The 23,146-nt window shown below is 60.7% G+C and carries 19 protein-coding genes; 17 read left to right on the top strand and 2 right to left on the bottom strand.

Annotation, left to right across the window (positions count from 1 at the left end):
* Nucleotides 1–260: 260 nt before the first annotated feature.
* Nucleotides 261–1,049 (bottom strand): helix-turn-helix domain-containing protein, encoded by a 789-nt coding sequence (locus tag IRZ31_RS01245; protein ID WP_297148683.1) that lies wholly within the window; start codon nt 1,047–1,049, stop codon nt 261–263.
* 1,188 nt (nt 1,050–2,237) lie between these two features.
* Between IRZ31_RS01245 and IRZ31_RS01240 the strand changes: the two genes are divergently transcribed.
* Both IRZ31_RS01240 and IRZ31_RS01235 read left to right on the top strand, forming a co-directional pair.
* Nucleotides 2,238–3,530: an NAD(P)/FAD-dependent oxidoreductase gene (locus IRZ31_RS01240; protein ID WP_297148681.1), complete on the top strand. Its 1,293-nt coding sequence runs from the start codon at nt 2,238–2,240 to the stop codon at nt 3,528–3,530.
* A 206-nt stretch (nt 3,531–3,736) separates the two neighbouring features.
* Complete coding sequence (locus IRZ31_RS01235; RefSeq protein ID WP_297148680.1) at nt 3,737–7,183, top strand: hypothetical protein; 3,447 nt, start codon at nt 3,737–3,739, stop codon at nt 7,181–7,183.
* An 86-nt stretch (nt 7,184–7,269) separates the two neighbouring features.
* Here IRZ31_RS01235 and IRZ31_RS01230 read toward each other — a convergent pair whose 3' ends face one another.
* On the bottom strand, nt 7,270–7,746 hold the full coding sequence (locus IRZ31_RS01230; protein ID WP_297148678.1) for a Clp protease N-terminal domain-containing protein: 477 nt from the start codon (nt 7,744–7,746) through the stop codon (nt 7,270–7,272).
* Nucleotides 7,747–8,093: 347 nt separating this feature from the next.
* Here IRZ31_RS01230 and der point away from each other — a divergent pair, with 347 nt between their 5' ends.
* The 15 genes from der to IRZ31_RS01155 all read left to right on the top strand — a co-directional run bounded on the left by der (nt 8,094) and on the right by IRZ31_RS01155 (nt 23,117).
* Nucleotides 8,094–9,521, top strand: a complete 1,428-nt coding sequence (gene der / locus IRZ31_RS01225) for a ribosome biogenesis GTPase Der (RefSeq protein ID WP_297148676.1) — start codon at nt 8,094–8,096, stop codon at nt 9,519–9,521.
* 268 nt (nt 9,522–9,789) lie between these two features.
* Nucleotides 9,790–10,353, top strand: a complete 564-nt coding sequence (locus IRZ31_RS01220) for a type 1 glutamine amidotransferase domain-containing protein (protein ID WP_297148674.1) — start codon at nt 9,790–9,792, stop codon at nt 10,351–10,353.
* Nucleotides 10,354–10,654: 301 nt separating this feature from the next.
* Nucleotides 10,655–11,299, top strand: coding sequence for a TlpA disulfide reductase family protein (locus tag IRZ31_RS01215; protein WP_297148672.1), 645 nt, complete (start codon nt 10,655–10,657; stop codon nt 11,297–11,299).
* Between the two features lie 121 nt (nt 11,300–11,420).
* On the top strand, nt 11,421–11,900 hold the full coding sequence (locus IRZ31_RS01210; RefSeq protein WP_297148670.1) for a CopD family protein: 480 nt from the start codon (nt 11,421–11,423) through the stop codon (nt 11,898–11,900).
* A 194-nt stretch (nt 11,901–12,094) separates the two neighbouring features.
* Complete coding sequence (locus IRZ31_RS01205; RefSeq protein ID WP_297148668.1) at nt 12,095–12,559, top strand: cytochrome c maturation protein CcmE; 465 nt, start codon at nt 12,095–12,097, stop codon at nt 12,557–12,559.
* Between the two features lie 129 nt (nt 12,560–12,688).
* Nucleotides 12,689–14,866 (top strand): heme lyase CcmF/NrfE family subunit, encoded by a 2,178-nt coding sequence (locus IRZ31_RS01200; RefSeq protein ID WP_297148666.1) that lies wholly within the window; start codon nt 12,689–12,691, stop codon nt 14,864–14,866.
* A complete protein-coding gene (locus tag IRZ31_RS01195) occupies nt 14,863–15,432 on the top strand; it encodes a cytochrome c-type biogenesis protein (protein ID WP_297148664.1) in 570 nt (189 codons plus the stop codon). The genes IRZ31_RS01200 and IRZ31_RS01195 overlap by 4 nt, the downstream gene beginning before the upstream one ends.
* Entirely contained in the window at nt 15,432–15,827 is a 396-nt protein-coding gene (locus IRZ31_RS01190) for a hypothetical protein (protein WP_297148662.1), read from the top strand. The genes IRZ31_RS01195 and IRZ31_RS01190 overlap by 1 nt, the downstream gene beginning before the upstream one ends.
* A complete protein-coding gene (locus IRZ31_RS01185) occupies nt 15,802–17,223 on the top strand; it encodes a carboxypeptidase-like regulatory domain-containing protein (protein ID WP_297148660.1) in 1,422 nt (473 codons plus the stop codon). Before IRZ31_RS01190 ends, IRZ31_RS01185 begins: the two co-directional genes overlap by 26 nt.
* Before the next feature lie 108 nt (nt 17,224–17,331).
* Nucleotides 17,332–18,156, top strand: a complete 825-nt coding sequence (ccmA, locus tag IRZ31_RS01180; protein ID WP_297148656.1) for a heme ABC exporter ATP-binding protein CcmA — start codon at nt 17,332–17,334, stop codon at nt 18,154–18,156.
* Nucleotides 18,156–18,842, top strand: coding sequence for a heme exporter protein CcmB (locus IRZ31_RS01175; protein WP_297148654.1), 687 nt, complete (start codon nt 18,156–18,158; stop codon nt 18,840–18,842). The genes ccmA and IRZ31_RS01175 overlap by 1 nt, the downstream gene beginning before the upstream one ends.
* Nucleotides 18,843–18,919: 77 nt before the next feature.
* Nucleotides 18,920–19,663 carry a cytochrome c biogenesis protein CcsA gene (gene ccsA / locus IRZ31_RS01170; RefSeq protein ID WP_297148652.1) on the top strand — a complete coding sequence of 248 codons (744 nt, stop codon included), beginning with the start codon at nt 18,920–18,922 and terminating at the stop codon, nt 19,661–19,663.
* 96 nt (nt 19,664–19,759) lie between these two features.
* Nucleotides 19,760–19,906, top strand: a complete 147-nt coding sequence (locus IRZ31_RS01165; RefSeq protein ID WP_297148649.1) for a hypothetical protein — start codon at nt 19,760–19,762, stop codon at nt 19,904–19,906.
* 117 nt (nt 19,907–20,023) lie between these two features.
* Nucleotides 20,024–20,518, top strand: a complete 495-nt coding sequence (locus IRZ31_RS01160; protein ID WP_297148647.1) for a DUF3054 domain-containing protein — start codon at nt 20,024–20,026, stop codon at nt 20,516–20,518.
* A 595-nt stretch (nt 20,519–21,113) separates the two neighbouring features.
* On the top strand, nt 21,114–23,117 hold the full coding sequence (locus tag IRZ31_RS01155; protein WP_297148644.1) for a hypothetical protein: 2,004 nt from the start codon (nt 21,114–21,116) through the stop codon (nt 23,115–23,117).
* Nucleotides 23,118–23,146: the final 29 nt, after the last annotated feature.

Genomic DNA, 23,146 nt, shown 5'->3' with positions numbered 1-23,146 from the left:
CAATTGGGGATCAGGAGTTACGGAATACTTTCTAGATTACTGCTGAGATCTATCGCCTGCACATCCCCCGAAGCGTGGCGAACCTCTATTGCTCACAGGTGATAATACGTCTATCCTTCCTGTTTCGTATCGAGTGGGCTGGCTCCATAGGAGAGAAAGGTAAGCAGAGGGCTAGAGCGGGTCGACGAAGTCAGGGGTGGTAGAGAAGTCAGTCGGAGGCCAGGCGAGGGGAGATAGTAGAGGAGCTGGCCATTGGGGAGTCAATCCGACCGGCCTGAGTGTGCTGTTTCTTCTCTGGCAGAGAGCATGTTTTCGGAGGGCTGGCAAGGAGGTTCTTCTTGAGCCAGGCTGTTTCCGCTCGGGTCGCCTGTTGTTTGGGCTGTAGAAGGTGGCCGACTTTCGTTCTCGCCGAGGGCGGCCTCGATCAGGGCGGGCAAGATCTCATTTGTTAGGCGTTGGATTTGGTAGAGACTTTCGGCCCAGGGTATCTCTTGATGATCGCGAGTTCCCTGGACTTCGGCCAGCTGGATCAGAGTCTCGTCGACGAGGCTACGGAAATAGAGGAAGGCGCGTACAGCGTCGGCCACTGGTACATGGGAAGAGCGGGTGATCGAGCCATATTCGTAGCCGAGGCGGGCGGCCTCATGCAGCAGCTCGGGATAGGCGCCGGCATCTGTCAGAGCGTGCAGCAGCAGTTCCAGCAGGCGTCGTCCGAGGCGGCGATAGGCTTCGCGGGCGGCCTCATCGAAATGGCGGTGCCAGGGCAGGCGATCCAGCACGCCTTCGGCCCAGGCTTCGCGCACGCGCCCCAGCACGCTTTGCACGAGAAGGCGCGCAGCAGGGCGCGGCTTGCGCTCGCTTTCCTGACGTAGGTGGGCCTCGATGTCGGAGCGGCGAAAGCGGCGATGGCCTCCGCTGGTACGTCGTGAGGGCAAGGCATTGCGGTCGGCCCACAGGCGCACCGTAGCTGGATGCATCCCCAGTAATTCCGCGGCCTCACGCAGGCTCAGCCACTCCTCCTCTGGCCGTGGTGTAGAAGCAGACGTCATGGCCCGACCTCCCTTCAGAACCAGGGCCGGTGTGGTGCCGACAGATGAACGGCGAACGGCTTCACAAAGATCTGGAGTATCTTGTATGCGTAATGGTTCCCGAGCTTCACGAGCTGATAGCACGTCTCTCCCCTGTAAATAGATTGTATGGGAATTGTGCATGCCCGTCAAGGCCGCCCTCTTCCCGCTCTAAGCCTGACTACGCTGCTATCAACTCATGGCTTCCTCCACTAACCTTTCGATAGTGGCCCGATCCTCGCCAAAATGCGGCGCTAGACGCTGAATCGCCGGCCCCCCGCAGCCAAGCACGTCCTTCAGGAGTCAGCGCTCGCATCAGTGCCGGATCGACAATGTAGTGGTCTCCCTCGGCACTGGCTTCCAGCAGCCCACGACCGGTGATTCGCCTGCATCTGGCGACTTTGATGAGCTAACTGAGATTGAGCACTCCATCAGACGAGATAGAGGCTACTGCTAGCTCTAGATCTATCTATACCACTAGAACGCTGGCTATTTCTTCCAGCCACTCCAAGGGCTGATGAACCAGGCGCACGCTCAAGTTGGTCATGAGTTGCTTCAGTTGCTTCCCCCTCTGCTCCAGGTTCCTTTCAGCCTCTCTCTCCTTCTCCTCTCTGGCAACAAGAGCAGCACAGAGTCCGCGAGTGAGCGGTTTCTATAATACCGCTTGCTAGCTATTCATTCTAGCGAGCTTTTTTCTCAACTGACAGTCTGAGAAAGGAGCTCGCTAACAAACCTGGCCGTGCTTGTCATTGATGAGGCCAAAGAGGCAAGAGAGATAAAGCCTGAATGGGTCACAGAGGACATCTGGCTCTCTGCCTATCTGCGATAGTGGGAGAGAGGGCTGGTATGGCAAGCATGGCTATGGTACAATTATTGCCAATCAGCGTGAGAGCAAGGACGCAGGCGAGGCCCTCCCGTCAGCCAGTAGATCAGATCAAGCAACTCGGCTGGCTGGCTCTGCCGGCTTGCATGCGCTCACTCCTCCACCACTCATGGACATGGCCCGCAGGCACCCGCCATAAGATCACTCTAACTCGGGCCGCTGGAGAGAGTAAAGTAAAAAAAGCAAGCCGCAAAGCCCCGCCCGGGCACTAAGACCCTGGCCATACCAAGCTACCAGAACGCTAACAAGGGCTATCGCAAGCACCAGGGAGAGGAGCAATATTCACTATGCAATACGCTATCTTCGGAGGCGGCGCACTCGGCCTGGTGGCCGCCTATCGCCTGGCTCAGGCCGGTCAGTCGGTCATGGTCTTCGAGCAGGAGGAGATCCCCGGCGGCCTGGCCGCTGGCTTCCAGGTCGCGCCCGGCATCTGGTTGGAGAAGTTCTATCACCACCTTTTTCGCACCGACCGCGCCGCTATTCGCCTGATTAAAGAGCTGGGCCTCGGCCCACAGCTGGTCTGGTCTACCCCACGCACAGAGTCACTGATCGAGGGCCAGATCTATCGCCTCGATTCGCCTACCTCGCTGCTGGCCTTCCGCCCACTGCGCTTCTACGAGCGCCTGCGGGTCGGAGCAGTGGCCGCCTTCCTGAAGCTCTCTCCTTCCTGGCCCCTGGAGGGCCGCACCGCCGCCCCCTGGCTGCGACGCTGGATGGGGAAACGTGCCTATGAGCTGGTCTTCGAACCGCTCTTTGTCAGCAAGTTCGGCGCCCTCCATGAGCAGATTGCCCTGCCCTGGTTCTGGGCCCGCTTCCACGATCGCACCACCAGCCTGGGTTACCTCAAAGGCGGCTTTCAACAACTCTACGACCGCCTGGCAGAACGGATCACCTCCCTCGGCGGCAAGATCCTGCTCGGGACACGCATCGAAGGCGCCGAGCCGCAGGCCGACGGCGGCTGGCAGGTGCGCACAACCCGCGGCACCTGGACGGTCGATCGGATAATCTCTACCCTGGCTACCCGCCTAACCCTGCGCCTGATTCCAGCCCTGCCCCCAGACTACCGCGCCCGCTACGAGTGGGGCCAGGCTTACGGCGCCCACTGCCTGATTCTGGCCCTCGATCGCCGCCTGACAGCTACCTACTGGCTCAATATCTGCGATCCGGGCTATCCATTCCTGAGCATCGTCGAACATACCAACCTGCGCCCCCCCGAGGAGTATGGCGGTCGCCATCTGCTCTACCTGGGCAACTATCGCCCAATGGATGACCCGCTCTTCCAGATGGAGAAAGCCGAGGTCCTGGCCCAGTTCTTGCCCTGCTTGCGCCGCATCCGTCCCGATTTCGATGCCTCCTGGGTGCGCGAAAGCTGGATGTTCCGCGCTCCCTTCGCCCAACCAATCGTGACCCCAGACTACCGCGAGCATCTTCCACCCCTGAAGACCCCCCTGCCCGGCCTCTGGCTGGCCAATATGTTCCAGGTCTACCCCCACGATCGCGGCCAGAACTATTCCATCGCTCTGGCCGAGCGCCTGGTTCGCCAGATCCTGGAGGAGGACGCAGCTTCCTCTCGACGCTGAGAAAGCTCCCTTCTCCCTCTGCTTTGCCTCCCTCCCTCTTTTTCTTCATTCTAAACTACAATTAGAGCAGCTACATACTCCAGCAAACTAGCTCCTCTATTCTTGCCTTGAATTTTTTCGAATGCAAACTATCACTCAGAAAATACTACACTCACATCTGCATGGAAGCAGCTTTATCCTGGTGCAGTAGAAGAGGAGGAGGATTGATGAACCAGGCTCATTTCTCTCGTCAGCCGCATCCACTGCTTGGGCTGCTGACATTGCTGGCACTTGCCACAACACTCTTGCCCGGTCCCTTTATGAGCGCCCGACTACATTCCCAGCAGTCCGGCGCCCATTTGGCGATCACCACTCGCCAGATCCAGGCGAAAGCCCCACGCAGTAGCGGCCATACCGCCGTGTTGACCTACAAAAACGATAATTGGCGCAGCGGTCAGAATACCACGGAAACACTCCTGACCCCAAGCAATGTCAACGCCCAAACCTTCGGTAAGCGCGTGGCCTATCCCGTCGATGGCCAGATCTATACCCAGCCACTCTATGTGCCCAATCTCAGCGTCAATGGCACACTCCACAATGTGGTCTTTGTGGCAACCGAGCACGATAGCATCTACGCTTTCGATGCCGACGCCCAGGTCAGCAATGGCGCTCCTCCTCCGCTCTGGCACGTCAACTACCTGCTCCCCGGGGAGACGACGGTTGCTTGGGAGGACGTGGCCTGCGGCGATACGGTGCCAGAGGTCGGGATCACCGGCACGCCCGTGATCGATCCAGCCACCCGAACAATGTTCTTTGTGACCTTCTCGGAAAATAGTAGCGGGCAGTTCTTCGATCGGCTCCACGCCATTGACATCAGCACGGGCCGCGAGCGCCCCGGCAGCCCGGTGGTGGTCCGGGCCAGCGTCCCTGGCCAGGGCGCCGGCAGCCAGAACGGCAGCGTGAGCTTCGACCCCCGCTACGAGCGCCAGCGCGCCGCCCTGCTGCTGGCCAATGGCCAGATCTACATCGCCTGGGGCTCGTTCTGCGATAATATGCCGTACCACGGCTGGATCATCAGCTATGCCTACGATGGCAGCAGCTTCCGCCAAACCCACGCCTTCAACGTGACCCCCGATGGGGCCGGTGCTGGCGTCTGGCACGGCGGTGGCGGCCTGGCCGCCGATAGCGAGGGCAATATCTACTTCATCAGCGGTAACGGCGACTTTGAGCCTTCCGCTCCTCGTCCATCGCTCGGCGATAGCTTTGTCAAGCTAAGTCCCGATTTGCGCTTGCTGGACTACTTCGCCCCCTTCAACCAGGAGTGCCTGGGGGAGGCCGACGCCGACCTTGGCTCGGGTGGGCCGCTGCTGCTTCCCTCTTACCCGGAGTTGATCGGCGGCGGCAAGGAAGGCCGCCTTTACGTGCTCGATATCAATAAGCTGGGCCAGTTCACAACGATCACTCAACCTTGCACAGACACCAATCGGAGCCGTACCGATGTAGACCAGGTGCTTGAGGAGACACCTCCCAGCACCGTCGGCGGCATCTATGGCACCCCCGCTTATTGGCGCAGTGCGAGCGCGGAGTATGTCTATGTCTCCAGCGTCGGACACCCTACCCTGGCTTACCGTCTGCAGCGTAATAGCAAAGGACAGGTCTTGCTTCCACCAACACCTAGCTCCCAGACCCCAGAGAGAAGCTTCCTCTTCTCCGGCGGCAACCCCTCGCTCTCTAGCAACGGAACGAGCAACGGGATTCTCTGGCTGATCGATCCAGGCGGCGCTTTGCGCGCCTACGATGCGACTAACCTGAGCCATGAGCTATATAGCAGCGCCCAGGACCCAGACTACGATACGCTTGATAGCTACGTGAAGTTCAGTACGCCAACAATCGCCGATGGCCGGGTCTTCGTGCCAACCAAGACAACGCTGACAATCTACGGGTTGCTCAATAAGAGCAGCGCCCCCCCACCCCCAGCGACCTACAACAACGTCGGCATCAGCGATGACTTTACACAGAATGTGCAGGCAGCTAACTACGATGGCCTGGGCTATAGCTACTCTGCGACAGCTCTGGCCCAGGCCGGCATTACCCCAGGGGCAAGTGTGCTCTGTAATGGCCTGGCTTTCATCTGGCCGGACCTGCCCGCCGGGGTCAAGGATAATTACCAGGCCAATGGCCAGACGATCCCTCTGAACAGTGGACCAGGCGTGACGCTGGTGGCCTTCCTCGGCTCGGCTACTCAGGGATCGACCAGTGGCACCGCACGTATTAACTATAGCGATGGCTCGACGCAGTCTTTCACACTTGGCCTGACCGACTGGACTACCAGCACACCCGCTTTTAACAATAAGCTGGTGGCGACAATGAGCTACCGCAATGGACCTGGTGGTCAACAACCGGTGACAGTCTACCTGTTTTATGCTGATGTAACAGTCGATGCGACTAAAGCGATTAAGAGCGTGACTTTGCCTCCAGAACCTGCCGGCACCAGCCGCCTGCACATTTTCGCTATTGCCACCAAAGGACTCTACGGTAGTTACAACAACATTGGGGTGAGCGACGACCACCTGCCCACTCAGGCCAATTTCGATAACGCTGGCCACAGCTATTCGCTGCAAGCCTTGCAGCAGGCGGGGATCAATCCCGGCGACAATGCTTTCTACCGTGGCGTGACCGGCGTGGTCTTTCAGTGGCCCAACGCCGCCGCCGGTCAGCTCAACAACTATATCGCCGCCGGGCAGACGCTGCCAGTGGCCCCTCAGAAGAATGCCAGTCTGCTGGCCTTCCTGGGTGCGGCCTCGGGCGGTCCCTCGTATGGCACCGCCTACGTCAACTACAGCGATGGCAGCCGTCAACCGTTTACCCTTGGCTTCAGCGACTGGACCCTCAATGAGGGCAAGACGCGCGAGCCATCTTTCGGGAATGGCATCTTTGTCACCCTGTCCTACCGCAACCAGCCAACGGGACAGGAGTTTGTCAAGACCTACATTTTCTATGCCGAGGTGGCCCTGCAGAGCGGCAAGACGGTCAAAAGTGTGACGCTACCAGCCACGGTCAACCAGGGCCTGTTGCACGTCTTTGCCGTGGCCACCAAGACGGCGGAGGATACTCCCTACAATAATGCTGGCACAAGCGATGATAGCAATCCTCAGACCGCTAACTTCGACGGCACAGGGGCCAGCTATTCCGCTCAGGCCCTGGCCGCGGTCGGGATCTTTCCCTGGCAGCCGTTTACTTACAATGGTGTGACCTTTAGCTGGCCAAATGTCGCTTCAGGGGCCAACAATAATTACCTGGCGAGCGGCCAGACGCTTCTTCTGAGTGGAAGCACCCATAAGACCGCGCTGGCCCTGCTGGGCGCCGCAGACCACAGCGATGCCTCGGGCGCCCACGGCCAGGTGCTGGTTCGCTACAGCGATGGCTCTGCTCAGCCGCTGCCGCTCTGCCTGAGCGACTGGACCCTGGGAGGTGGCTCCTTTACCCCCAGTTGCGGCAATAGCATCGCCATCGCGACCGCTTATTACAATCGCCCCAACGGTCCGCAGCTCCAACGAGCCTACGTCTTCTACGCCGAGCTGCCACTCGACCCGGAGAAGACAGTCAAGAGCATTACGCTGCCTACCACGGTCCTGGGCGGCCATTTACACGTCTTTGCCATCGCTCTCAAGTAGCCCTGAACACAGCAGGGGGAGCAGTCGGGGCTTGTAGGCCCGCAGACTGCTCCCCCTTGGATCATGGATCGCGCCGGATGCGTCGCTCAAGGCTCAGAGGTGTCTTCCTCCTGCCGCAGACGGTGAAGCTTTGCCCGTGCCCTTTCCAGGTCGAGACCGGCCCGCGCAAGAACCTCACTGGCCAGGGTTCCATCCTGGCTCAGGAGAGCCAGGAGTAGATGCTCGCTGCCAATAAAGCCCTGCTGCTCCCGGCTGGCCTCACCGACTGCTAACTCAATAGCCTGCTTGGTTTCTGGGGTGAGACCCTGCCAGCTCGTCTCACCGCCAGGATGAGCCGCCAGCCAGTCTGCAATGGCCCGCTCCGTCATCGCCTGAAGCAGGGACTGCTCAACCTCCAGTCTCTCTAGTAGCTTTGCAACGGTTGTTGCTCTAGCTGTGGTTATTCCCAGAAGCAAATGCTCTGGAGCAATATACGATTGCTGATACCTTTCCGCGGACTGCTGCGCTTCTTTGAGGGCAAGCTTAGCGCTGTCTGTAAAGTAGTGAAAACGACTCTGGACCATGCTTCTCCTGCCTTTGCTGCCAAGCAGCAGAAGCTCGGGCCACAGATGACCCCGCTCCTGCTCTCGGCCTGAATAAACTGCTCACTGCTTTCGCCTCGCTGGCCTAGCCTGCCCTGGCACTAAGAGCCGCGTCCCTCTCTCCAGCCTTCCCTCTTCTTCTCAGCTGGCTGCGCCAGGTAGGGTACCAACTCTAGCATTATAGCATATCGCAATAAAGATTGTCCTGTTGCCGGGAGGCGAAAAATAGGGACTCAAAGCAAGTCTGAGTTTGTGTTATAATCAAGTCCAGGCTGTTTTTTCTCTCACTTACTACTCTGCGGGATCGCAAGAAAGGGGTGGTAGGGGCTATGAAGCCACTTGTCGCCATTGTAGGCCGACCGAATGTCGGCAAATCCACGTTTTTCAATCGCATGATCGGTGAGCGGCGCGCTATTGTCGAGGATCTGCCCGGGACAACGCGCGACCGCCTTTATGGAGATACAGACTGGAATGGACGAACGTTTACGCTAATCGACACCGGTGGTCTGGCCCTCGGCGAGGCGGCCCCGCCCGGCCAGGTTGGTTTGAGCGGCCTGAGCGGAGACCTGATGGAGCACGTGCGCTCCCAGGTGCGCCTGGCTATCGAGGAGGCCGATGTTATTGTCTTTATGGTGGATGTGCGCACAGGCATCACCACCGCTGACGAGGAAGTGGCGGCCCTGCTGCGCCGCACCAATAAGCCAGTGATCCTGGCCGCAAATAAGGCCGATAACGATAGCCAGCGCCAGTATGCCCCCGAGTTTTATGCTCTCGGCCTGGGCGAACCGATCGATATCTCGGCTCTGCACGGCCTGGGAACCGGCGACTTGCTGGACAAGATCGTCGAGTCCCTGCCGCCGGAGACGCCCGAGGAGCACACCGAAGAGGACGAGACGGAGCAAGTGCGCATTGCCATCGTCGGACGTCCGAATGTCGGCAAGTCGTCGCTACTCAACCGTATCCTGGGCTACGAGCGCGCTATTGTGAGCGATGTGCCCGGCACGACGCGCGATATGATCGATACCGAGCTGCTCTTTGAGGAGCGCAAGCTCGTGCTCATCGATACCGCCGGCATCCGGCGACGCGGACGCATAGTGCCAGGTATTGAGAAATACAGCGTGATACGCTCGATGCGCGCTATCGACCGCTGCGATGTGGCCCTCCTACTGATCGACGCTGTTGAGGGATTGGCGGCTCAAGATACACATATCGCGGGTTATGTGCACGAGCAGGCCAAAGGCATCATTGTCGTGGTCAATAAGTGGGATATCGTCCAGGAGCAGCGCCGTGCTGCTCGTCGGGGAGAGCCTATTAGCCTGGCGAGGGAAATCGCCGAGGCCGAAGAGTATCGCAAGATTCTGAGCGCGGGCCTCAAGTTCATTCCCTATGCCCCGGTGGTCTTTGCTTCGGCCAAAACCGGCTACCACGTTCAGTCGCTGCTACGTAAGGCCATCGAAATTGCCGACACGCGCTTCGTGCGCATTCCCACAGCGCGTCTGAACGAGGTTGTGCAGGAAGCCATCCGCCGCCATCACCCGGCCACGGTTCACGGGCACCAGCTTAAGATCTTCTACGCCACTCAGGCCCAGGTCAATCCGCCAACCTTCGTCTTCTTTGTGAACAACCCGGATTACCTTCATTTCAGCTACGAGCGCTATCTGGAAAATCGTCTACGCGAGGCTTTCGGCTTCGCTGGAACAGGGATTCGCTTAATCTTCCGCGCGCGGTCGAAGGTGGAGCTGCCGCGCCTGGGCTAGGCCACCGGGCCTGTCCAGCCTGCTATCAAAGGGTAGGGATCGTTTTCGTTTTCGCCTGTCCTCTTGTCTGCTTGAACCACCCGGACCTGGATAGTCCTCACTTTATAGATAGTACGAGCATGCCGGCGTCCAGCATCAACGGCAGAGTCTCCTTACACGGGGGGCCACGCGTGTACCTGTGGGTGGAGGAAGCAGCGTGCGCATAGCACACGCTCCTCTGACAATGGTTGTCTTTGCCTGTTGACCTTTGCAAAGGAGGTTGCGATCGATGCAAGGGACGAATCTGCAAGGCATGCGTGTGGCTATTCTGGCAACGGATTACTTTGAGCAGGTTGAGCTGAGCGAGCCAAAGAAGGCCCTGGAGGCAGCGGGAGCGCGCACGGCCATTGTGGCCCCAAAGGCGGGTCAGATCCAGGGCGTCAACCATGTCGAGAAGGGTGACAGTTTTCCAGTCGATTTGACACTGCAGCAGGCCAACCCCGACGAGTTTGATGCCGTCCTTCTTCCAGGTGGGGCCTTGAACGCTGATGCCCTGCGTGTGCAGCGCGAGGCCCAGGAATTTGTACGGCGCATTGACGCCGCCGGCAAGCCTATCGCGGTCATTTGTCATGGTCCCTGGCTGCTGGTCTCCGCAGGACTGGTACGCGGGCGCACCTTAACGAGCTACCATACGATCCAGGATGACATCCGCAACGCCGGCGGCAACTGGGTTGATCAGGAGGTCGTGCGCGATCGCAATTGGGTGAGCAGCCGTAGCCCTCGCGATCTGCCCGCCTTCAATCGGGCAATGATCGAGCTGTTTGCCCAGAGCCGCGTGAGCGCCCGCGGCTAACCTCATCTGGCCCACTGAACGACGATCGGGAATCTGGTTCTGCGGCAAGGTAGAAGGGAGGCGCCCGGAGAGCAACAGCACGCTCTTGCGGGCGCCTTTTTTTGTTTGGTTGTGCGTTTGCCTATGGTTACACGCCAGCGCTACGGGAGCTGGTCACTCGCGCCCCTGGCCACTGTCATTTGACAGCTATTGATATTCAGGCTATTGTAAGGTATGGGTCAACGATTGCAAGCCCGCTATCAGGCAGCACCCTCATAATCTAGCCTGGCATCATCTTGCACGCAAAACGAACAGGGCACCGATGAGCAGTGAAACGCTACCGGTTAACGACAGCCCCGCGACGGCCAGCGAGCTGGTCCTGGCACGGCGCAGACGGAAGCGCAGCATTGCAATTTTTGTGATTGTCAGTCTGTTGAATGTGGCGCTCCTGGCCGTGCTCTGGTCACAGTTGCTGACTCCCGCCCCGGGGCAGAATGCGAGCAGTGGCTCGGCACCAGCGGGCTTCAGCGGCCCCCTGGTAGGAAAGATGGCTCCGGATTTCCGCCTGCCTCTGCTGGCCTCGGGCGCCGGGTCTAATAGCTCGGTCGCTCTCTCCGATTTTAAGGGACAGGCGATTGTACTCAACGTCTGGCAGTCCTCCTGTGAGCCGTGCCAGCGCGAGGCCCCAGTCCTCCAGGCGACCTGGCAGCGTGTACAGGGGCAGGGTGTCGTCTTTCTGGGCCTCGATTTCCAGGATAATCGTAACGATGCGCTGAGCTTCTTGCAGGCGCATGGAATTACGTATACGAATGTCAGCGATAGCAGTGGCGCGACGGCCATCAGCTATGGCGTGGCCAATCTGCCAACGACGATCTTCATCGATCGCACAGGTAAGATCGTGGGCTGGCACGAGGGCGAGCTGACGGTGCAGCTACTGGAGCAGGGCCTGGGACTGCTGAACCACTGAGATAAGGGGACAACAGGCCTCTGCTGGTGAGAAGTTCGGAAGCTGGGAGAGGAAGATACCTTACCCAGGCGGGCAAGGAAGAAAACGAGAAGTTGAGCTATGAGGATAAAAGGGGCTGGCTATGGACTGGCTGCCGGCGCTGCTGCCGCAGGGGCTGCTGCTGATTATGCGGGTGATCCATACGCTGGCCGCTGCTACCTGGGTCGGTGGCAGTGCCATGTATTTGCTGGTGGTTCAGCCGGCCTTGCGCCTGGCTCCCGCGCCTGAGCTGGCCGCAAAAATCGCAGCGCGCTTTAGACGCCTGGTCAATGGCTGCGTCGGCCTGCTCCTGGTGAGCGGAGCCTTCTTAACGGTGGACCGCCTGACGGAGACGAGCCTCGGCTGGCCTTATCTGCTGACGTTGAGCTTGAAAATCGCGCTGGCGTTGGCTTTGTTCGCCTTGGCTTTTTATCTGGGACAAAGTTCGATCCGCCGGCTGGCTCGTCGCTCATCGCGCTTTGCTCAGGTTGCCCCTCGCTTGATGCTGGCCCTGGGTGTTGTGGTCTTCGCCCTCGGCGCCTTGCTCAATATCCTGTTCGAGGCTAGCCTCACAAGTCGTTAGCCGATTCAAGTGGCGTGCTCTTGGCTGACTGTCCGCTCTGCCCCGCTTGCGGTGGTCAGGATGTCGCGCTCCGACAGCCAGAGGAGCGGGCGATGTGAGCAAGAGCAAGCGCATGGAAGTAAGCATGAGTGGGAAGCGCGGGCTTGTTCGCCTGTGGCTCAGGCTCGCCTTCTAGTTATATGGAGGTTCCCTTCGTGCAGTCGGCTGTGGTTTCTACTCAGACTGAGAAGGATACCGTCCAGGCTCCAGTGCGCCGGCGCCGGCGCTGGCCGGCTGGTCTGCTGGTCGCTGGTCTGGCAATCGCCGCTGCTGTCGTCTATTTGATTGTGGCGAATACGCGCTCCAGCGCTGTCTACTATATGACGATCGCCGAGTTGAAGCACTGTACGACCTGCAGTAGTCAGGCGGTACGGGTGATGGGTGTGGTACAGCCCGGCTCGATCGAGCGCCACGATCAGACGCTGAGCTTTGTGATTACAGATAACCGGCAGTCGTTGCCAGTGGTGTACAGCGGCGTCGTTCCTGATATTTTCCGGGCGGGCATCCAGGTGGTGGTTGAGGGCTACTATCACGGCCAGGGCACCTTCGAGGCTCAGACGCTGCTGGCCAAGTGCCCTTCGAAGTTCCAGGCCGCGACGCCAACACCCAGCAGCAGTTGAGGCTGGATCTGGTAATGGCCCTGCTATGTTTCGGTCTTCGGCTGATCTCTGCCTTCTCTGCCTGCCACAGTGGCCGCCTGCTTGAGAGACTGGCCCACTGTGGAAGTGTTTTCGAGGGAGAAGAGAGCTGTGTACGTTTCTGATCTGGGCGCGAGCGCTATTCTGTTGGCGCTGCTTTTCGCGATCTATACGCCGGTGGCGGCGGTGGCTGGAGCTTTGCGGCAGAGTGAGGCGCTGGTGGCGAGCGCCCGACGGGCGACACTGGCGGTGGCGGCTTTCCTGCTGCTGGCCTCGGGGGCTTTGGTAGCCTCATTCTTGCTGCACGATTTTGGCGTCAGCTATGTGGCGCAGCACTCTAGCCTGAGCATGCCCTGGTACTATGTGACAGCGGCTTTCTACGGCGGTCAGGAGGGTTCGCTGCTCTACTGGGCATTGACGCTGGCGTTGTTCTCAGCCATCTTCGTGGTGACCTCGCACCGCGCGCCTGCGGCCCTGGTCCCCTATGTCCTGGCGACGCTGATGGCCATCGAAGCCTTTTTTCTGGTGGTACTGGCGACAGTCTCCAGTCCTTTTGTACGCCTTGCCCATCCTCCCGCCGACGGTGTGGGGCTGAATCCGCTGTTGATGGACCCGGGCATGCTGCTGCATCCGCCGCTGCTGCTGATGGGTTATATGAGTTTTTCGCTGCCTTTCGCCTTTGCGGTGGCAGCGATGATTACGGGCCGGCTCGATAGTGAATGGCTGCGCGCGCTCCGACGTTGGATGCTGGCAGCCTGGACGATCCAGAGCGCCGGGTTGCTCATGGGAGCCTGGTGGGCCTACCATGTCCTCGGCTGGGGCGGCTATTGGGGCTGGGACCCGGTGGAGAATGCTGCACTCTTGCCCTGGCTGACGGCGACGGCTTTCCTGCACTCGACAATGGTGCAGGAGCGCCGCGGTATGCTGAAGGTCTGGAATCTGGCGCTGGTCATCGCCTCTTTCGCTCTGTCAATCTTCGGCACCTTCGAGGTGCGCAGTGGCATCATTAGCTCGGTCCACTCTTTCGCTTACTCGACCATCGGTTCCTATTTCCTGGCTTTCCTGGCGCTGGTGATCGTCTTCAGCCTGGGCCTTTTCCTGTTCCGCTTGCCCCGCCTGCGCGCTGAGCAGGAGTTTGATTCGGTGGTCTCGCGCGAGGGGATCTTTCTGGTGAACAATTTACTGCTGGTCGGGATCGCCTTTGCCACGCTCTGGGGGACGCTCTTCCCGCTGATTTCAGCGGCTGTGCGCCATCAGGAGATGAGCGTCGGGGCGCCTTTCTATAATCAGGTGACTGGCCCTCTCTTCTTGTTGCTCCTGCTGGCTATGGGAATTGGCCCGCTCCTGGCCTGGCGTCGTACGTCATTCCAGGCATTGCGCCGCAATTTGGCTCCCCCCGCCCTGCTGGCGGCTCTCTGCGCCGCCATTCTGCCTCTGCTTGGGGTTCCGTCGTTGTGGGCAAATGTGGCCTTTGCGGTCTGTAGCTTCACCGGCTGCGCAATCCTGTATGAGTTATGGCGTGGGGTACGGGTACGCCACCGCCACGGCGAGTCGTACGTGCGCGCGCTGCTGATGCTCTTTGCACGCTATCGCCGCCGCTATGGAGGCTACCTGGTTCATCTCGGCCTGCTGATTTTGGCCGTCGGGGTCGTTGGCTCCCACTTCTTCCAGCAACAGAGCGACGCGACCTTGAAGCCTGGCCAGCAGGTGAGTATCGCCGGCTACCAGCTCGTCTATCTGGGCAACATCGAGGATTTCTATCCCGAGAAAGATGTGGTGGTAGCTCAGTTCCAGATCTGGCAGCATGGCCAGCTCCTGCGCTATATCTACCCTGGGCGCCAGATCTATCATAATTTCAGCGACCAGCCGGCCAGTATGATCTCGATTACAACCTACGGGCTGACGGACCTTTATGTCTTCCTTGAAGACTGGCAGGGGGCTGCCCAGGCAACGATCCATATTTATGTGAATCCGCTGACGGTCCTGGTCTGGCTCGGTGGACTGGTCTTGATTCTGGGCGGCGTGGTCTGCTGGTGGCCGGAGCCGCCTACGCGCTTGCGCTCAGGCCGCCTGACAAGCCCGCTCACTATCGCCGAGGGGACCACGGTACCTGGCAGGCCGCCCGTTCAGGCTTCGAAGGCCCTTACAGGCTCCAGCACTGGAAAGGCCAGCGCCCAGGAGAAAGCGGTCGTTGCCTCGGCTCAGGCCATTGAGCGCGCAGCAACACCGTCCGCGCCAGGCCCTTCTGACTCTAGTTTGAGGGAACCTGGAGAGGAGGTGAGCCAATGAGACGATTGCCGATGCGAGCGCTGGTCCCGGCGGTGGGGCTGCTGCTCGTTGTGAGCATCGCGCTCGTTTGGTGGTTTGTTTACCTCTCCCATCCAAAGCCAACGACCCTGGATCAGCGGGTCGCCGAGGTGGCTTCTCAGTTGCGCTGCCCCATCTGCCAGGGCGAGTCGGTTCAGGATTCGCCTTCAGAGCTGGCTCAGCAGATGCGTGCGGTCATTCGCCAACAGCTTCAAGAGGGCCGCTCGGAGCAGGAAGTGATCCAGTACTTTGTGGATCGCTACGGGGAGACGATCCTCTGGAATCCGCCTCGCCAGGGCTTCAGTCTGCTTGTCTGGCTGATCCCACCGGCCATGCTTCTGGGTGGCGCTGTGCTCATCTTCTTCGTCGTGCGTGAGTGGCGTCAACGCCGGGCGGCTGATTCTCCTTCCGCTTCGGCTGCCGTGGAGATCGTGCCCTCGGGGGCCGAGCCTGACGAGGAGTTGGAGCGCTATCGCGCAGAGTTAGAGGCCGAGCTGGCCGCCGATGATCCGCTCTTCCAGCCATCGCATGCACAGAGGGGGTACTGATGATCTTCCCTGGCTCGCCACTGGCTCTGCTGCTAGCTGTCCCCCTCGGGCTGCTAGCCCTGGCCCTGGTGCTCTACCCGCTGGTACGCCCGGCAGGTCACCAAGCAGGTGTCTCCGCTGAAGCAGGGGGAGACTTGACCGGGGCTGCCTCACCGCCGCTGGCTCCATCTGAAGAGGAGACAGCAGCGCGCGCTGCCCTCCACGAGGTGGAGCTGGAATATCAACTTGGCAATTTGACGGAAACTGATTACCGCTCCTTGCGGGAGCGCTATCTGCGGCGCGCGCTGCTCGCTATCAAGGAGCGCCATACACGCGAAAAGGAACTCGATGCCCTGATTGAAGAGCGATTGCGCCTGTTGAGGGAGGAAGATGTCGGAAGAAGCAACGGTGTCTAGTGCTGGGCCTGCCGTTGGTCGCCTTATCTTAACTTTGACGATATCTCTGTTATCGCTCCTTTCGCTGCTCTGGCTCCTGATGCCAGTAGCTCCAGCGCAGGCAGCGAGCGGCGCCGGCACGGGCACGATCCGCGGTCATCTGGTCAACGGAACCCATAACAATGCGCCGGTAGCGGGACAAAGCGTGACGCTGCAGATGGCTCAGGACGGCTCGGCTCGCGATCTGACTACGCTTAAGACCGATAGCCAGGGGGCCTTTCTCTTCACTGGCCTGGCCACAGCCAGCACGCTCAAGTATGCGGTCTATACGCGCTACCAGGGGGCTCAATATGTCTCTGACCTGGTTGATTTCAGTAAACAGGCCGTACAGCAGATCGAGCTAACAGTCTACGATGCTACCAGCAGTAGCGCGGATCTGGCCGTGGTCCAGGCCACGATTCTTATTCATGAGCCGGATGCCAGCAAGGGAACGTTCACGGTTTCGGAGATCTACTTTTTCCAGAATGTGGGGAAGACAACCTATGTGGGGTCGCTGAACGCCAGCCAGGGACGCCCTAACGCCCTGCTCTTCTCGCTGCCCCAGGGCGCGCGCAATGTGGCCCTGGACCAGGGTTTTAACAGCGTCGAGGCCATTCAGGTCGCAGGTGGCTTCGCCAGCGATGCGGCGGTGCCTCCGGGCGAGACACAATTTTCTTTCTCATTCGAGGTGCCTTATCAGAGCACTAGCTATGATTTTGCCTATACGTTCTTCTATCCAACGGTTCAGCTCTCGGTCTTGACGCCTCCTGCCCTGCAGGCCAGCTCGGGCGCGTTGCCCTCCAAGGGGCTGATGACGGCGAACAGCCATCCCTATCTGCTGCTGCAGAACCAGAATTTCCGCAGCGGCGACCAGGTTCATGTCAAGCTGCAGGGTCTGCCGCTGGGCAGCGGTCAGAGCCAAAGCCAGGGGTTGCTCGTGGTTCCAACCTGGGTCTGGCTGGTCGGTGGCGTACTGGTGATGCTGGCGATCATTGTGCTATCCTCGCTGCTCTATCATCTCTTCCAGCGCTGGCGTGAGAGCAAGCCTCGGGGGCGCCAGCATGCCCAGAAGCGTTCGGCTAGCGCACATGCGGAGCATGCGCAGCCCGAGGCAACGCCCACCCGCGGCAAGGCCGACGCCGGGAGCAGTGAGCAGGATCGCCTCCTGCGCCAGTTGCTGGAGCTGGATAAGGCTTTCGAGGAGGGACGGCTCAAGAAGGCGGAGTACACCGAGGAGCGGGCCAGGATCAAGGAGCGTCTGCGCGTTCTGATGAGCCTTGAGCAGGAAAAAGAGCACCGCCGCGGGGCGAAGGAGCGCCAGACCGTGGAGAGTTCGCGCTCATCTTCCAACGCCAAACGTCGCTCAGGGAAAAGCTGAGGCGCGGCACCACGCGAGGCGGGACATCTGGAGCTGACCAGCCAGCCAGGCCGCCGCAGAGAGCAGGCAGGCACTAGAGGCTGACGATAAGAAGAGAAGCGGAGCGGAATGACATACACAGGTAGCGATGAGCGAGTAAGCAGGCAACGGCCTGATCAGACCTGTACAGAGGGGTCTTCACTGGCTCAAGAAGCTGGAAGGCAGGAGACGTCTCCCCGGCCAGAGGCGGAGCGGCCTTTAGTGGAGATCCAGGGGCTGAGGAAGAGTTTCGCCTTTCGCCCAGTGCTACGCGGGATCGATCTGAGCCTGCGGGCCGGCGAGCGGCTTGCTTTGCTAGGCGCCAACGGAGCCGGCAAAACGACGCTCCTGCGTATCCTGGCCTGTCTGACGCGCCCCACGGCAGGTCAAGCCCTGGTGGCGGGCCTGGACTGTGTGCACGATGCCCAGGAGGTACGGCGGCTGGTGGGCTTCGTGGCGCATCAACCCTATCTTTATGAGGAGCTGACCGCTCTGGAAAACTTGCTCTTCTTCGCGCGCATGTATGGGGTAGCGAGAGGACGCGAGCGCGCACTCTCGCTGCTGGAGCGGGTCGGTCTGGCTCGACGTGCCCGTGACCGCGTCGGCTCACTCTCGCGCGGCCAGCTGCAACGCCTGGCCCTGGCTCGCGCTTTGCTACATGGGCCGCGCCTGCTCCTGCTGGATGAGGCCGAAACAGGGCTGGATGAAGCTGGCACGGCCCTCCTGTCTACGTTGCTGGCCGAGCATATGGCTGAAGGTGGAACGCTGATCCTGACGACCCATCGACCGGAGTTTGCTCTGCAGCAGGCAGATCGCCTGGTGATGCTCAAAGGTGGACGGATCGTCTATCAGGAGGCCGTGGCGGGCCTGGAGCTGGCACAGGTGCGCCGGGCCTATCAGGAGGTGGTTGGCTGATGAGTACGTTGAGCACTCTGCGTCTTTTTTGCAGCCAGGTGCTGGCAATTCTCGGCAAAGATATCCGTTACGAGTTGCGCAGTAAGCAAACCTGGCTGGGAATGGGCCTCTTCGCCCTGTTGGTCTTTGTGATCTTTAATTTCGCTTTTGATCTGCGCGTTGAGAATCGGGCAGCTGTGGCCCCCGGTGCCCTCTGGGTGGCCTTTGTCTTCGCAAGCCTGCTCGGCCTGGGGCGCACTATCGCCGCCGAGCGCGAGGGTGGCTCTCTGGATCGCTTGCTGCTCTGTCCGGTAGACCGCCGCGCTATCTACCTGGCGAAGTTACTCGGCAACCTGCTCTTCATCGGCATCGTCGAACTGGTTGCCCTGCCGATCTTCGCCGCTCTCTTCTCGGTCCCTCTCTTCAGCGGCGAGCTGCTCCCGATCGTCCTGCTCGGCACCCTCGGCGTGGCCATCATCGGCACCCTCTTTTCAGCGATGACCGCCGCCACGCGCGCGCGCGAGTTGCTGCTGCCGCTGTTAGTCTTTCCGCTGATTGTGCCGGTCGTGATCGCTGCAGTGCGGGCCACAGGGGCGCTGATGATCGCGGCTCCTGACGAGCCTCCCTGGCTGGGACTGCTGGCCGCCTTTGACGTGATCTTTTTAAGCCTGGCACTCCTGACCTTCTCCTATGTGATTGAGGAGTAAACAAAGCGTGAGTGAGCTGTTGTTGTTGTTGACGAGGGACGGCGGGCCGGCAACCCGCCAGGAGGAAAACGGCACGTATGGCTGTGATCAATAAGACAGGCGCGGCCCTTCAGGAGGCCGCAGCGCCGATGAGAAGGCCCTCCCTGCCCATTGCGTCGCTGCTGCTAGGCGCCCTGGCATTTGTGGGCATGATGATCTCTATCTGGGCGATCTTTCTCTATGCCCCCACTGATGCTATCGAGGGCCTCTCACAGCGCATTTTCTACTTTCATGTGCCGGTGGCCTGGCTGGCCATGCTCTCATTCGTGATCGTGGCCCTGGGAGGCGCTGTCTACCTGTGGCGCGAAGACGAGCGCTGGGACTGGCTGGCACTGGCTGCAGCAGAGGCCGGCGCAATCTTTACGACGCTGACGCTGGTGACTGGCTCGCTCTGGGGTCGTGCGACCTGGGGCACCTGGTGGACCTGGGACGCTCGCTTGACGACGAGCCTGATTCTCTGGTTCCTCTATATCGCTTATCTGATGCTGCGCAGCTATCTTGGCAAAACGTCCACGAGTGCGCGCGCCGGCGCGGTGTTGGCGATCCTGGGCGTGATCGATGTCCCTATTATCTATGAATCGGTAAACTGGTGGCGTACCCTCCACCCGGCAGCGGAGATCGGCACCCCTGGCGCCCTACCCCCCTCGGTCGTGCTGGTCCTGATGCTCGCTCTGGTCAGCTTCACGCTCTTTTACTGCGTGCTGCTGATCCAACTCTATCAGCTGGTGCGTCTCCAACACCTGACGTGGCGACTGCGCGCCCGTCTGCAGGCGGTCGATTAAGCGGAAGGTGCAGAGCGCCGGTGATGTTGGCCTACGCTGCGGTCCGCTGCCTGCCTGACACGGAGCCAGCGTCGAGGAAGAGGAGGTACTGACAACATGGTGTATATGGTCATCGCCTACGCCCTGGTGTGGGCCGGGCTGTTCGCTTATCTGGCCTTCGTCGCGCTGCGCATTCGCGCGGTGCGCACCGAGTTGGCGGCGGTTGAGGAGCTGGTGCGCGAGCACGAAGCGCGACAGGAGTAGCCGCCACGCTATCAGACGTGGAGAGAGGCATGGCTATCTGATTGAAGGAGCCTGGTCTCTCTTGCCTTCCCTTTGTGATATGATCTTTGGCATAGATTGTTCAGGAGTAACAGAATAATGGCAGCAATGGAGAGAAACCTCGAAGAGCCTGGTCAGCAGCCGCCGGCGTCGTCCCCTGCCCCCCTGAAGACGACGCCTGGTTACGTGGCCAATCTGGTAGTTGGGGATGTACTCGTTTTTCTGCTGTTTGCTTTCTTCGGCTTGACGAGCCATCATGAGTTGAACGGCGGGGCCCTCCTTTCCCAAATCGTGACGGTGGCGCTGCCTTTCATGCTGGGCTGGTTCCTGATCGCCCCCTGGCTGGGAGTCTACCGTCGCAAGTTGGAGACGAGCACGCGCCTCATGACGTTCTATACGCTGCGTGCCTGGATCATCTCCTGGCCGGTGGCAATGGGAATGCGCTGGCTCTTCGTCGAGCGCCAGCATCCTGTCCCCCTCGATGCTTTCCTGACGTTCTCGCTGGTAGTCTTTTTCACTGTCCTGGTGCTCCTGATGGTCTGGCGCTGGCCATTCGCCTGGTACCGGAGCGGGCGGACCCGCGGTCTTCACTAGCTGCCAGCAGGGGCAGAGCTGACTGGACTGTGGAAGGAAGCTTGTGCTCGTCAATAGCTCCCACACACTCGCTTGCTCCTCTCTGCCCTGCCTGGCAAGGGCATCTGTCTCTGGCTCTCCCCCAGATTTACCAGCCCGGTGGCTTCCAGCAGGCGTCTATTGCAATCTTGGAGACGATGCGCTATCCTCTTCCGAAAGGAGGGTGGGGCACTCACTCGCACTCATTGACTACTCTCGTTAGCTCATCACCGCAAGTAGACCCTGGCCCGACTCAGGCTGTGGCCGGACCTGTGTCCGGCCAGTGAAGCGACCCCCTTCCCTTCACCAGCCGCCGCAGTCGCGCCGTGAGCGCAGCAAAACTGAGGTAGGCAGATGGCAGCGAGGCAGGTAGCTTGATTGATCATGTGGTCTGGTGGATAAAGAGCTGGATAGATGGATGAGTTGACCCCGGAAAGAGCGGCGGATTGTCCGATCGACCTCAGTGCAGCCAGGCAAGGCTGAGGGTGCAGGGGCGTTCGCTCATTCGCCTGTTTTTATCCAGCGGCAGTCACCAACCAGTCTCAGAGAAGAGAAGACAAGAGGAGAGAAGAGCGCCATGACGCAGGTGCCATCTGACCATGAGGCAGAGCCACAAGAGGCTCTGGTCGACCTGACAAAGAAGCTGCGCAAGCGCGAGCGCCGCCTGCTTCAACGCCTGCAGAAAGCGCAGACCGCCCGGGCGAAAGCGGTCGAGCGCCTGAATCGGGCGCAGGCTCGCCTGGAGAAGCGGACAGCCCGTCTGCAACGTCTCGAAGAACGGCTCTCGCTGGTTCGTCAGCAACTACAGACCCTGGAGTCGCTGACTGAGGGCGCGCCAGCTTCAGCCCCTCAGCCCCAGGTCGAGACCACCAGCAGTCTGCCAGGGACAGCTTCTTCCGTAGGAGAGGCTGAGGAGGATCGAGAGCAAGCAATGCCTCCTTCGGCAGAGAGGGAGGCGGCTGCCCCCGGAATCTCAACTGAGATCGGCGAGACCGCTAGTGGCAATCCAGCGCTTAAGGAGCTGCAGGCTCTGACACATCTGCTTCTGGAGGAAGGGCGGCGCGAGGAGCAGCTGCGGGCCAGCTGGGGACGGTCTGGCCTGGCTTCTCCCTCGCCAGCAGATACGGCGGAAGGGGTCACCGAGAGCAGCACCGACCAGCCTTCAGCTGCGTTTGAACCGGCAGGCACCGCCTGGCACGCGTTTGACCAGGATCTGGAGGCAGCTCCTGGAGGGCAGCGACCGCCTGAACCAGATTGGGTGAGTCAGCTGGCGGCAGGCGAGAACGGCGCTGTCTCGCTGCAGAAGGAGTCGCTGAGCGCGCCTCTTGCGCATGTCGCTGAGGAAGGGGCCTCTTCGGCGCCTGCCGCGCCGGAGCAGACCAGCCAGCAGGCATCTTCAGCAACAGAGGCTCGGCAGGCTTCGCCAGCACCGCCCTCGGTTGAGCGTCCACGCCAGGCAGCCCTGTATGGCTTCGACGAACCCCCTGAGCTACCCGAGGCCGAGAGCGACGATGAAGAGGCTGATTTCTCACCCGTGACGCCAGCAGTGCTTGCCTCGTCATTGCTGCCGGCCTCGCCCGCCGAATTGGTGCGCGAGGCCCGGGCCGCTGCAGAGGCCGCAGAGGAGGCTGCCAGACTGGCAATCGAACGCGCAGCCCTGGCGGCGGCTCGCCTTGAACTGTTACCGTCAGGCCGCCATCTCACGCAGGAGCTGGCAGAGGTTGAGCAAGCGGTGGCCCAGGCAAGCCACGCCGCCGAGGTGGCCCAGATGACGGCGCGCGAGGTCGAGCATTGGGCCCAGGCTATTGCCCCGGCAGCGGATGACCTTGACAGATCAGCCCCTGCTCAGAACGCGGCAGTCAGCCCATCAGTCGAGACAGAGAGACAACAGGAGCAGAACGAGCAGACCCCTTCCAGCGAGTCAGACACGCCCGCTCGTACTGAGGAAGCGGCACTGTCAGGAGCGTCAACGGCGGTACAGCCTGGTTCGGAGATGCCCGCTCTCAGCCCGGAAGCGGAGCCCGCAGAGGCTATCTCGCTTCCCGAGGAAGAGCAGGCTGGCCTTGAGACCGCACCGCCTCAAGAGGAAGAGCGGCGAGAGCCAGGAGAGGCAGTCTCGGCAGCGCAAGCAGCCCCGCCTGCGGCCCTGCTCCTGGAGCAGGCAGCAGAAGCTATGGCAGCTGGGAAAGCGGTGCTGGCCGCTCAGGAAGGTGCAGAGCCGATGAGCGATGAAGAGGAAGCCTCTCCCGAGGCCGAGACAGCAACCTCCCCGGAGGTAACTGCTCCTAGCGAGATAGCAACTGTCATCCCAGAGCCTTCGTCGGGTCCCGTCGAGGCGGAAGAGAGCACAGCGGGAGGGGCCGCCCAGACAAACGCTCCACCAGAGAGCGAGGCCCGCGAAGACCATGAGGAGGTAGTGGAGACGGCGACCACGGCCCACCAGGAAAAGGGAGAGCAAGAGGAGAGCTTCAACCCCGAGGCCCCGCTGCAGCCCGCTGGACAGGAGGCGGCTCAGATCGAAACGCTGAGCGCTGAGGCGACGCAGACCGCCAGCGAGGCGGAAGAGAGTGAGCGCAGCTGAGGCCACTGGCAGGGTGACGACGCTGCCCG

The organism is Thermogemmatispora sp. (assembly GCF_019683635.1).
GTDB lineage: Bacteria > Chloroflexota > Ktedonobacteria > Ktedonobacterales > Ktedonobacteraceae > Thermogemmatispora.
This window is presented reverse-complemented; position numbering and strand designations above follow the sequence as displayed.

What these genes read in the sequence shown, in the direction of transcription:
- IRZ31_RS01190 (WP_297148662.1), top strand. Translation starts at nt 15,432, where the DNA reads ATGATCTTCCCTGGCTCGCCACTGGCTCTGCTGCTAGCTGTCCCCCTC.
- IRZ31_RS01165 (WP_297148649.1), top strand. Translation starts at nt 19,760, where the DNA reads ATGGTGTATATGGTCATCGCCTACGCCCTGGTGTGGGCCGGGCTGTTC.
- IRZ31_RS01235 (WP_297148680.1), top strand. Translation starts at nt 3,737, where the DNA reads ATGAACCAGGCTCATTTCTCTCGTCAGCCGCATCCACTGCTTGGGCTG.
- IRZ31_RS01220 (WP_297148674.1), top strand. Translation starts at nt 9,790, where the DNA reads ATGCAAGGGACGAATCTGCAAGGCATGCGTGTGGCTATTCTGGCAACG.
- ccmA (WP_297148656.1), top strand. Translation starts at nt 17,332, where the DNA reads ATGACATACACAGGTAGCGATGAGCGAGTAAGCAGGCAACGGCCTGAT.
- IRZ31_RS01240 (WP_297148681.1), top strand. Translation starts at nt 2,238, where the DNA reads ATGCAATACGCTATCTTCGGAGGCGGCGCACTCGGCCTGGTGGCCGCC.
- IRZ31_RS01185 (WP_297148660.1), top strand. Translation starts at nt 15,802, where the DNA reads ATGTCGGAAGAAGCAACGGTGTCTAGTGCTGGGCCTGCCGTTGGTCGC.
- IRZ31_RS01195 (WP_297148664.1), top strand. Translation starts at nt 14,863, where the DNA reads ATGAGACGATTGCCGATGCGAGCGCTGGTCCCGGCGGTGGGGCTGCTG.
- ccsA (WP_297148652.1), top strand. Translation starts at nt 18,920, where the DNA reads ATGGCTGTGATCAATAAGACAGGCGCGGCCCTTCAGGAGGCCGCAGCG.
- IRZ31_RS01215 (WP_297148672.1), top strand. Translation starts at nt 10,655, where the DNA reads ATGAGCAGTGAAACGCTACCGGTTAACGACAGCCCCGCGACGGCCAGC.
- der (WP_297148676.1), top strand. Translation starts at nt 8,094, where the DNA reads ATGAAGCCACTTGTCGCCATTGTAGGCCGACCGAATGTCGGCAAATCC.
- IRZ31_RS01175 (WP_297148654.1), top strand. Translation starts at nt 18,156, where the DNA reads ATGAGTACGTTGAGCACTCTGCGTCTTTTTTGCAGCCAGGTGCTGGCA.
- IRZ31_RS01245 (WP_297148683.1), bottom strand. Translation starts at nt 1,049, where the DNA reads ATGACGTCTGCTTCTACACCACGGCCAGAGGAGGAGTGGCTGAGCCTG.
- IRZ31_RS01230 (WP_297148678.1), bottom strand. Translation starts at nt 7,746, where the DNA reads ATGGTCCAGAGTCGTTTTCACTACTTTACAGACAGCGCTAAGCTTGCC.
- IRZ31_RS01160 (WP_297148647.1), top strand. Translation starts at nt 20,024, where the DNA reads ATGGCAGCAATGGAGAGAAACCTCGAAGAGCCTGGTCAGCAGCCGCCG.
- IRZ31_RS01210 (WP_297148670.1), top strand. Translation starts at nt 11,421, where the DNA reads ATGGACTGGCTGCCGGCGCTGCTGCCGCAGGGGCTGCTGCTGATTATG.
- IRZ31_RS01155 (WP_297148644.1), top strand. Translation starts at nt 21,114, where the DNA reads ATGACGCAGGTGCCATCTGACCATGAGGCAGAGCCACAAGAGGCTCTG.